Origin of the sequence: Amycolatopsis sp. NPDC059657 (assembly GCF_042734395.1) — a bacterium.
GTDB lineage: Bacteria > Actinomycetota > Actinomycetes > Mycobacteriales > Pseudonocardiaceae > Amycolatopsis.
Window position 1 is genome coordinate 5,954 of record NZ_JBHWEB010000173.1, and the last position, 8,842, is coordinate 14,795.

At 67.9% G+C, this 8,842-nt stretch carries 6 protein-coding genes; 4 read left to right on the top strand and 2 right to left on the bottom strand.

Translation table 11 applies throughout. The features are described from left to right. Positions 1–100 precede the first annotated feature (100 nt). Positions 101–1,105: a cell division protein DivIVA gene (locus ACFV15_RS44850; protein ID WP_378359177.1), complete on the bottom strand. Its 1,005-nt coding sequence runs from the start codon at positions 1,103–1,105 to the stop codon at positions 101–103. 128 nt (positions 1,106–1,233) lie between these two features. After that, positions 1,234–3,228, bottom strand: a complete 1,995-nt coding sequence (locus ACFV15_RS44855) for an SDR family oxidoreductase (protein WP_378359179.1) — start codon at positions 3,226–3,228, stop codon at positions 1,234–1,236. Positions 3,229–3,487: 259 nt separating this feature from the next. On the opposite strand from ACFV15_RS44855, the gene ACFV15_RS44860 reads away from it, so the two are divergent. The 4 genes from ACFV15_RS44860 to ACFV15_RS44875 all read left to right on the top strand — a co-directional run bounded on the left by ACFV15_RS44860 (position 3,488) and on the right by ACFV15_RS44875 (position 8,756). After that, positions 3,488–4,333 (top strand): Bax inhibitor-1/YccA family protein, encoded by an 846-nt coding sequence (locus tag ACFV15_RS44860; RefSeq protein ID WP_378359181.1) that lies wholly within the window; start codon positions 3,488–3,490, stop codon positions 4,331–4,333. 661 nt (positions 4,334–4,994) lie between these two features. Beyond that, positions 4,995–5,636 carry a hypothetical protein gene (locus ACFV15_RS44865; RefSeq protein ID WP_378359182.1) on the top strand — a complete coding sequence of 214 codons (642 nt, stop codon included), beginning with the start codon at positions 4,995–4,997 and terminating at the stop codon, positions 5,634–5,636. 165 nt (positions 5,637–5,801) lie between these two features. Next, positions 5,802–7,079, top strand: coding sequence for a YeeE/YedE family protein (locus ACFV15_RS44870; protein ID WP_378359183.1), 1,278 nt, complete (start codon positions 5,802–5,804; stop codon positions 7,077–7,079). 165 nt (positions 7,080–7,244) lie between these two features. Continuing rightward, the gene (locus ACFV15_RS44875) at positions 7,245–8,756 is read left to right on the top strand and encodes a DHA2 family efflux MFS transporter permease subunit (protein WP_378359184.1); all 1,512 of its coding nucleotides are present in this window, start codon (positions 7,245–7,247) and stop codon (positions 8,754–8,756) included. Positions 8,757–8,842 lie beyond the last annotated feature (86 nt).

Below are 8,842 nucleotides of genomic sequence, written 5' to 3' on the forward strand. Positions count from 1 at the left end.
GGGCCGGGGGCCCCTCACCTCCACCCCAACCCTCCGCCCCCCCCCCTTGTTGTGTTATGTGTTGGGGCCTTACACCCCCCCCACCCCCACTCACGACCCTTTATGCCTTGGCGGGCTCGGGAGCCGGCTTGTGGCCGTTCGTCTTGGGTTCCGGTGACGGCTTGGGCTTCTCCGGCTGCTTGACCGGCTCGGCGCCGACCAGCTTCGAGTTGGCCGCGATGGCGGCCTCTTCCTTCAGCGGCTGGAGCGTCGCTTCGCTCTGCTTGAGGACCTCGTCGGCTTCGCGCAGGCTCGCGCGGGCCTTTTCGCGGAGCTCGGCGAGGCGCTCGACCTTGCGGGCGGCGGCGTTGGTCGTCTGAGCGGCCGACGTCGTCGCCTCGTCGACGCGGCGCTTGGCCTCCGCGGTGGCTTCGTCGATACGGCGCTTCGCTTCGGCTGTCGCCTCCGCGATGCGCCGCTCCGCCTGGTTCTTGCTCGCCGTGCTCTGGTCGGCGATGTGCTTTTCGAGCGCGGCACGCTGCGCGGCCATCGACGCCTCGAACTCGGCCTCGATCTTGCGGCGCTTCGCCTCGGCGGCGTTGTCCAGCTCCTCGCGGCGCTGCGCGGCTTCGAGCGTGACCTTCTTGACCTCGGCGCGGGTGCTGGTCAGCGCGGCCTCGTGCTCGCTGTGCAGCGCGTCGGCATGCACCTCGAGCGCCTCGACCAGCTTCGTGTAGCGGTCACGGAGCTTGGTCGACGCCTGCGTCGACTCGGCCCAGGTCTTCTCCGCCGCCGACTGCGCGCGGGTGGTGATCTCCTCCGCGCGCGCCTGCGCGAGCTGCACGGTGCGCTGCATGCGCTCGTCGAGATCCTCGAGCCGCTCCGGCGGCTTCATGAGCTCTTCGATGCGGGAAGTCGCCTTGGCCAATTCGCGTCTGGCGTTTTCCAGCTCACGCGACAAAGTGCTCGCCTGCGCCATCGCGGCATCCCGATCGGTGACGATCCGCCGCAGATGCGCTTCGAGGTGATCCAGGTACTGACGGACCTCGTTTCGGTCGAATCCTTGCCACGCGTGTGCGTATTCGCGGCGTAGCGGAAGCAGGCCGTTGTCGCGCTCGGAAACCATGGCGACGACGGTACCTGCGCACCCGCTGTTATCGGCCACAGGCATGGGTAAATAGGACCCGGTTTTCACCCGCTCCAGGAAACCGTCGCCTGTTCGGCCGCATCACCGATCGCTCTGTGTTACCTGCGTCACCAGTGGAAGCCACGGCTCAGCCTGGCGAGCGCCTGTGCCGCCTTGGACAGGTGCATTTCGCCGCGCCCGATCTTCAAGCCGCCGCTGCCACCCGCGGCCGCCGAGTCGGGGAAGATGCGGAAACCCTGATACGCCACCGCATCCGTGAGACCAGGGGTCAGCGTGTACGCGAGACCGATGGCCTGGCCGGCAGGCGTGCCGATGTGCTTCGGGCGGTCCTTGAGCGCCTTGAGCACCATGTCCGCCGCCTGATCCGGCGACTTCGTCGGGAACGCGTCGTAGATCTTCGTCGGGCGGATCATCGGCGTGCGCACCAGTGGCATGTGGATCGTGGTGAACGTGATGCCGTCGCCGTGCGTTTCGGTCGCCGCGATCCGCGAGAAGTAGTCGAGTGCGGCTTTCGACGCGGCGTATGCGGAAAAGCGCGGCGCGATGCCCTGCACGCCGATCGACGACACGTTCACGATGTGCCCGAACTTGCGCTCGGACATATGCGGCAGCACCGCCAGAATGAGGCGGACCGCGCCGAAGTAGTTGATGGCCATCGCGCGCTCGTAGTCGTGGAAACGGTCGTACGAAAGCTTGATCGACCGGCGGATCGAGCGGCCGGCGTTGTTCACCAGCATGTCGATCCGGCCGTGCTCGGCGAGCATGGCGTCGACCGCCTTGTGCACCGACTCCTCGTCGGTCAGGTCGGCGGGGTAGACCGACGCGTGCCCGCCGGCGGCGATGATCTCGTCGCGCACTTCTTCGAGTTCGTGCTGGCGGCGGGCGACGAGCAGCGGGATGCCGCCTTCCGCGGCGACCTTCAGCGCGGTCGCGCGGCCGATGCCGGACGAGGCGCCGGTGATGATCACGCGGCGGCCGTCGAGCTCGCCGCGCGGGCCGTGCTTGCGCGCGCGGAACGGGTCGAGGTGCTCACGCCAGTAGCGCCACAGCGTGGCGGCGTAGTCCTCGATGCGCGGGACCTCGACGTCGGTGCCCGCCAGCGCCTTGCGCGTCGCGCTCGAGGAGAACACCGACGGGAACGACATGGTCTCCAGCAGCACCGGCGGGATGCCGAGGCGCTCGAGCACGGCGTCGCGCGCGATGGTGAAGCCGGGGATGTGCTCGCTCAGTTTCACCAGCGAGACGATGCCCTTGGAGACACCCTGGTTGAGCTGGCCGCTGATCGTCGGCGCGCCCGCTGCCTTCGCGAAGGCGTTGTACACCGACACGACCGGCTGCGGCTCCGGGTTGACCAGGTGGAACGTGCGGCCGTCGAGGCCGTCCTTGTTCACGAGCGCGAGCAGCGCCTTGGCCACGTAGTCGACCGGGACGACGTTCGTGTCGCCGAGGTCGGGACCGACGAGCGGCACGTTCGGCAGCGACGCGAGCCTGCTGATCGCGGGGAACAGGTAGTACGGGCCGTCGATCTTGTCCATCTCGCCGGACTGCGAGTTCCCGAGCACGATCGCCGGGCGGTAGACCCGCCACGGCACCTCGTGCTGCTCGCGGACGAGCTTCTCGGCCTCGAACTTGGTGCGGTGGTACGGGGTGACCAGGCGCTGGCCGACGTCGAAGGCGTCCTCGCTGTACATGCCCTCGTGGTCACCGGCGACGGCGACGGACGAGATGTGGTGCAGCACGCCGGCACGCAGGTCGGCGGCGAGGTCGATGACGTGCTGGGTGCCCTCGACGTTGGCCTTGATGCTGGTCTCGTCGTCGGCCTCGATGTCGTAGAGGGCCGCGAGGTGGACGATGTGGTCGACGTTGCCGCGCAGGTCCTCGCGGGCGTCGTCGCTCACGCCGAGCATCGGCTCGTTGAGGTCGCCGATGACGAGCTGGACGCGCTCGGGGTGCGGCCACTGGTTGGTCAGCTTCGCCAGTTTGTCCTGCGAGGAGGCCCTGACGACGAGCGAGACTTTGTCGACGTCTTCCCTGGCGAGCAGCAGCTGTGTGAAGTGGCGTCCGATCAGTCCGGTCGCGCCGGTCACCAGATAAGTCGCCATGTTTGCTCGCCTCTCGCCGCGCTGCCCAGGTCCCTACGGCATTCTGCTGCATCCGGCCCAGCGTGACCACACCGCTACGGGGTTAAGTTACTCACGGGTTTACTAATAGGGGGATGATCGCGGCCGCCGCGACGCGACATACGGTAGGTGCGGGACGGGCGGTGTCCGATATGAGTAAAGTCGGCTTTACTCGACGGGAACTGCGGGGCCCTCCCCTTCGTTGTCCCGATGCAGGTGCCAGGAGATCCAGGAGGATCAGGTGCGTTCCACAAGCAATCCGGCGTTCCGCAACTTGCCGCGAGGCAATGTGGGGTACGGCCAATACGGGCCCAACACGGGCTTCAACCAGCCAGAGGGCGGCTTCCCCGGCTATGCCCAGGCGCCGACCGACCGCGGTGACGACCGGCCGATGACGGTCGACGACGTCGTCGTCAAGACCGGCATGAGCCTCGGCCTCGCGCTGGTCATCGGTGCGATCACGGCCATCTGGGCGCAGACCCAGCTGACCGTCAACGCCGCGGGCAAGGTCACCGGCATGTCCGGCGGGCTGCTCGGCGCCCTCATCGGCGGGCTGCTCGTCGGCCTCGTGCTCTCGCTCATCATCTCGTTCGGCCAGAAGGCGAGCGGTCCGCTGACGCTGGCCTACTCGGCGGCCGAAGGCGTGTTCCTCGGCGCGCTCTCCGGCGTGTTCGAGTTCTTCATGCCGGGTATCGCGCTGCAGGCGCTGCTCGGCACCGCGGGTGTGTTCGTCGCGATGCTGGTCGTCTACAAGACCGGCGCCATCAAGGTCACGCCGAAGCTCACCAAGTGGATCATCGGCGCCGTCGCCGGCGTCGTCATCCTCATGCTGATGAACCTCGTGCTCGGCCTGTTCGGCGTGAACATGGGCCTGCGCGACGGCGGCACGCTGGCGATCGTCTTCAGCCTGGTCGTCATCGGCATCGCCGCGTTCTGCTTCCTGCTCGACTTCGACATGGCCGACAAGATGATCCGCGAGGGTCTCCCGGCCAAGTGGGCCTGGTACGCCGCCTTCGGGCTGATGACCACCCTGGTCTGGCTGTACCTCGAGATCCTGCGTCTGCTGTCCTACCTGAACAGCGACTGATCTCCCACGCTCGCCAAAGCCCCGCCGGGCCCGCCCGGCGGGGCTTTCGCATGCCAGGGGTCCTGGCGGGTCGCGAGGCGCGGGTGGTGAGCGTTGCGGGCGGTTATGGAGGGGAGGGGCAAAGGTGGCGTGCTCCGGGCAGGTCGGCGGGGTCTTCGCTTCGGGAGGCTTGGGTCGTGAGTGTTTAGACCGGTTAGAACCGGCCGTACCACTCACGACCGCTTGCCAGAGCCTCATCGCGAAGTGAGGGTGCCCCCGAACGGCCCCCTCACTTCACACCGAGCACGCCACCTTTGGCTTCCCGCCCAATAGAACCGCCCGCAACGCTCACGACCCCTGATGGTCGGGCTGCCCGTGCGCGGAACGCGGACACGCGTACACAGCGGGCGGACACGCGTGCACAGAGCGCGGACACACCCGGAATCGCGAAGGTCCGTCGGCGTGTGAAGGCCTCCCTCACCAAGCGGGGGCCGGCCGCGGGCGCAGATGTTTCAGGCAGGGCTGAAAGGTGAAGGCGGACTTGAGCCTTTGTGGACGGTCCGTGACGGAGCGTGTGTCGCCCGTATGGGTTTCGCCTCAACGAGTAGCCCGCGAAGGCATGATCCGCCCGGCCGTGTTCAATGTCGCTCGACAAACACTTCTTTAACTTCGTGAGGTCATAGTGAGCGTTCCTCCTCCGCCGGCTCCGGGTCAGCAGGGCGGTCAGCCGGGTCCGTACGGCCCACCCCCGGTTGGGGCGCCTGTCCAGTTCGGCGACCCGGGACAGCAGCAGCCGCCGAAGAAGCGCCGCCTGTTCCTGAAGATCGGCCTGCCGATCCTCATCGTCGTCGTGCTCGGCGCGATCGGCCTCGGCGTCGTCGTCTTCCAGGCGCTCAAGGACTCGCCGTTCACCGCGCAGGCGGGCGACTGCATGAACATCACGGAGTTCAAGCAGATCGACGCGAACAACATGCCGAAGCAGATCGGCTGCGACGACCCGACGGCGAACGTCAAGGTGGCCGTCCGCCTCGACAGCAGCACCGCGTCGTGCCCCGCGAAGGGCTACGAGGAGCTGACGCTGCTCAAGCCGTCGGCCAAGCTGTGCATGATCATCAATGTCAAGACCGGTGACTGTGTCGCGAACTTCGGCACCGGCGACAAGGGCTACAAGAAGGTCGCCTGCACCGACCCCACCGCCGAGGTGGAGTTCGTGAAGGTCGAATCCGCGGTCAACGAAAACGTCTGCGAAGGAACGGAAGGCGGCAAGTTCGTCACCTACCCGACTCCGCCGACCTCGCTTTGCTGGAAAGCGGCGTCGAAGTAGCGAACTGAAAGCGGGCGCCCGGCGAAATCGCGGGCGCCCGCTTTTTCATGCGCGGGCCGTCTCATTCAACGGGAGTCGTCGCACTCCTTGAGACGAGCTGCGACCAGGGGATTTGCCGCCCTAACCTTGATCGTCCCACTTCGCCGATCAAGACCTGGAGTCCTGGTGGCCGCGACGACCGAAATCCCTTCAGCGGACAGAAAACTACTCGATTTCCCGACCTCGTGCGCCGCTCCGGCGCCGCGGCCGGAGGACCCCGTCAAGGTCGTGCCGCTGGCTGTCGCCGTCGCGGTTTCGATCGGCCTCGACTGGTTCGTCTGGGCGAGTTACGGCCCCAAATTCGGGGTGCTGCTTTTACTCGGGCTGGGGCTCGGGCTGGCCTTGTTCCATTCCAGGTTCGGGTTCACCTCCGCGTGGCGGCAGCTGATCGCGGTCGGCAACGGGCAGGGCCTGCGGGCGCACACCCTGCTGCTCGGCACCGCCGCGACGCTGATCGCGCTGATCGCGGGCACCGGCGCCGGGTTGTTCGGCAGCAAGCCGACGCCGGTGACGAACGTCGGCCCGATCGGGCTGGCCCTGTTCGCCGGCGCGCTGCTGTTCGCGATCGGCATGCAGCTCGGCGGGGCGTGCGCGTCGGGGACGCTGTTCGCGGTCGGCTCCGGGCAGTCGGCGATCGTGCTGACACTCGGCGGGTTCATCACCGGCTCGGTGCTCTACACCTACGCGTACCCGCTGCTCAAGGACTGGCCGCAGGTCAAGGGCGTGCTGCTGGCCGATCACGTCGGCTGGTTCGGCTCGTGGGCGATCACCATCGCCGTGCTGGTCGCGATCGTGTTCGTCACGAAGGCCGTCCAGAAGCGCCGCGTGCCGCCGCCCGCCGACGTCGTGCCGACCGCCAGTGGCGCCGCGCGGATCATCCGCGGCTCGTGGCCGATCCTCGCCGGCGCCGTGGTGCTCGGCGTGCTGGCCGGCGCGGTCTATCTGGTCTCCGGCGGGATCTGGGGCATCACGAGCGCGTTCTCCTTGTGGGGGGCCAAGATCCTGCAGCTGTTCGGGCTGCACCCGGAGAACTGGGAGTTCTGGCGGATCAAGGCCAACGCCGCGTCGCTGTCGACCACCATCTGGAAGGACAAGAACAGCCTCACCGACATCGGCATCGTGCTCGGCGCCGGAGCGGCGGCCGCGGCGGCGGGCGCGTGGAAGATCCACAGCTCGATCCCGTGGCGCACCGCGCTGGCCGCCGTGCTCGGCGGGATCCTGATGGGCATCGGGGCGCGGCTGGCCGGTGGCTGCAACATCGGCGCGTACCTCGGCGGGATCTCCGTCGGCAGCCTGCACGGCTGGCTGTGGGGGATCTTCGCGCTCGGCGGCACCTGGATCGGGCTGAAGCTGCGGCCACTGTTCGGGCTGGGCAACCCGGCTCCCACGGACAGCGTCTGCTGAGTCACGCTGCGAACGCGGGCTTGCCCGAAAGTGCGGGCCCGCGTTCGTTTTCCGAGAATTCGTTGGCGTCTGCAAGCAGTTCCTGGTTACTGTGGGTGCACATCATCCATGGGGGCTCTCAGTAATTCGTGGTGCGGTCCGCCGCGCCCGCAGGAATGGACGTGCATGTCTTCCGAATGGCCGGATAACGACAAACTCGACGCCGGCGTGCTCAAGGTCGCCGGCGTGGTCGTCCTAGGTGCCATCATGGCCATCTTGGACACCACTGTGGTGAACGTCGCACTACAGAAGCTGACCCTGGAATTCCAGACCTCGTTCGACACCATCCAGTGGGTCGCGACCGGCTACATGCTGGCGCTGGCCACGGTCATCCCGGTCACCGGCTGGGCCTCCGACCGCTTCGGCACCAAACGCCTCTACATGATCGCGATCGCGTTGTTCCTCGTCGGCTCGATGCTCGCCGGGCTGTCTTGGAACGTCGAGTCGCTGATCATTTTCCGGGTGCTGCAAGGCTTCGGCGGCGGCATGCTGATGCCCGCCGGTATGACGATCATGACCAGGGCGGCCGGTCCGCACCGCGTCGGCCGCGTGATGGCCGTGCTCGGCGTGCCGATGCTGCTCGGCCCGATCGGCGGCCCGATCCTCGGCGGTTACCTCGTCGACGCGGTCAGCTGGCGCTGGATCTTCTACATCAACGTCCCGATCGGCGTGATCACCATCCTGCTGGCGTGGCGCCTGCTGCCGAAGGACGCCCCCGAGCCCGCCGAGCGCTTCGACTTCTGGGGCATGCTCATGGTCTCCCCGGGTCTCGCCGCGCTGCTTTACGGCGTCTCCAACGTCCCGGCGGCCGGTGGCGTCGGCTCGGTCGACGTCTGGCTGCCCGGCCTCGCGGGCATCGCGCTGCTGGTCGCGTTCGTGCTCCGCACGCTCAAGGTGCCGAACCCGCTGATGGACCTGAAGCTGTTCACCAACCGGACGTTCGCGGTCTCGATGGCGACGATGTCGTTGTTCTGCGTCGCGTTCTTCGGCGCGATGCTGCTGCTGCCGACGTACTTCCTGCTGGTGCGCGGTGAATCGGCGCTCAACGCCGGGCTGCTCCTCGCGCCGCAGGGCTTCGGCGCGATGCTGACCATGCCGCTGGGCGGCAAGCTCGTCGACAAGATCGGCGCGCGCAAGATCGTGCTGCCCGGCATCGTGTTGATGCTCGCGGGCCTGATCGCGTTCACCCAGGTCAGCGCGACCACGCCGTACTGGCAGCTGATGGCGGCGCTGTTCGTGATGGGCCTCGGCATGGGCTGCACGATGATGCCGATCACCACCGCCGCGCTGCAGACGCTCACCCCGGCCGACATGGCGAGGGCGTCGACGGCGACGAACATCGTCCAGCAGACCGCGGGCGCCATCGGCTCGGCGGTCATGTCGATCATCCTGGCGGCGCTGCTCGCCGGGAAGTTCGAGGTGCCGACCAGTCAGGGCCAGCTGGCCGCGACCGCCGCGATCATGAACCCGCAGACCCACACGGTCGCGACGGGACTGGCGGCGGACGCGTTCGGCACCACGTTCCTGTGGTCGCTGGTCCTGCTCGCGCTCTGCGCGGTGCCGGCGCTGCTGCTCCCGGCCAAGCGCCCCGCGTTGCCCGAGGGCCACGAGGCGCCGCAGCCCATCGCGATGCACTGACAAAGGGCTCGTGCGCGTCGGGGGGGGGGGGGGGAGCCCCCCCCCCCCCCCCGGGATTTAAATCGAAAAAGCCGGGGTGAATTATA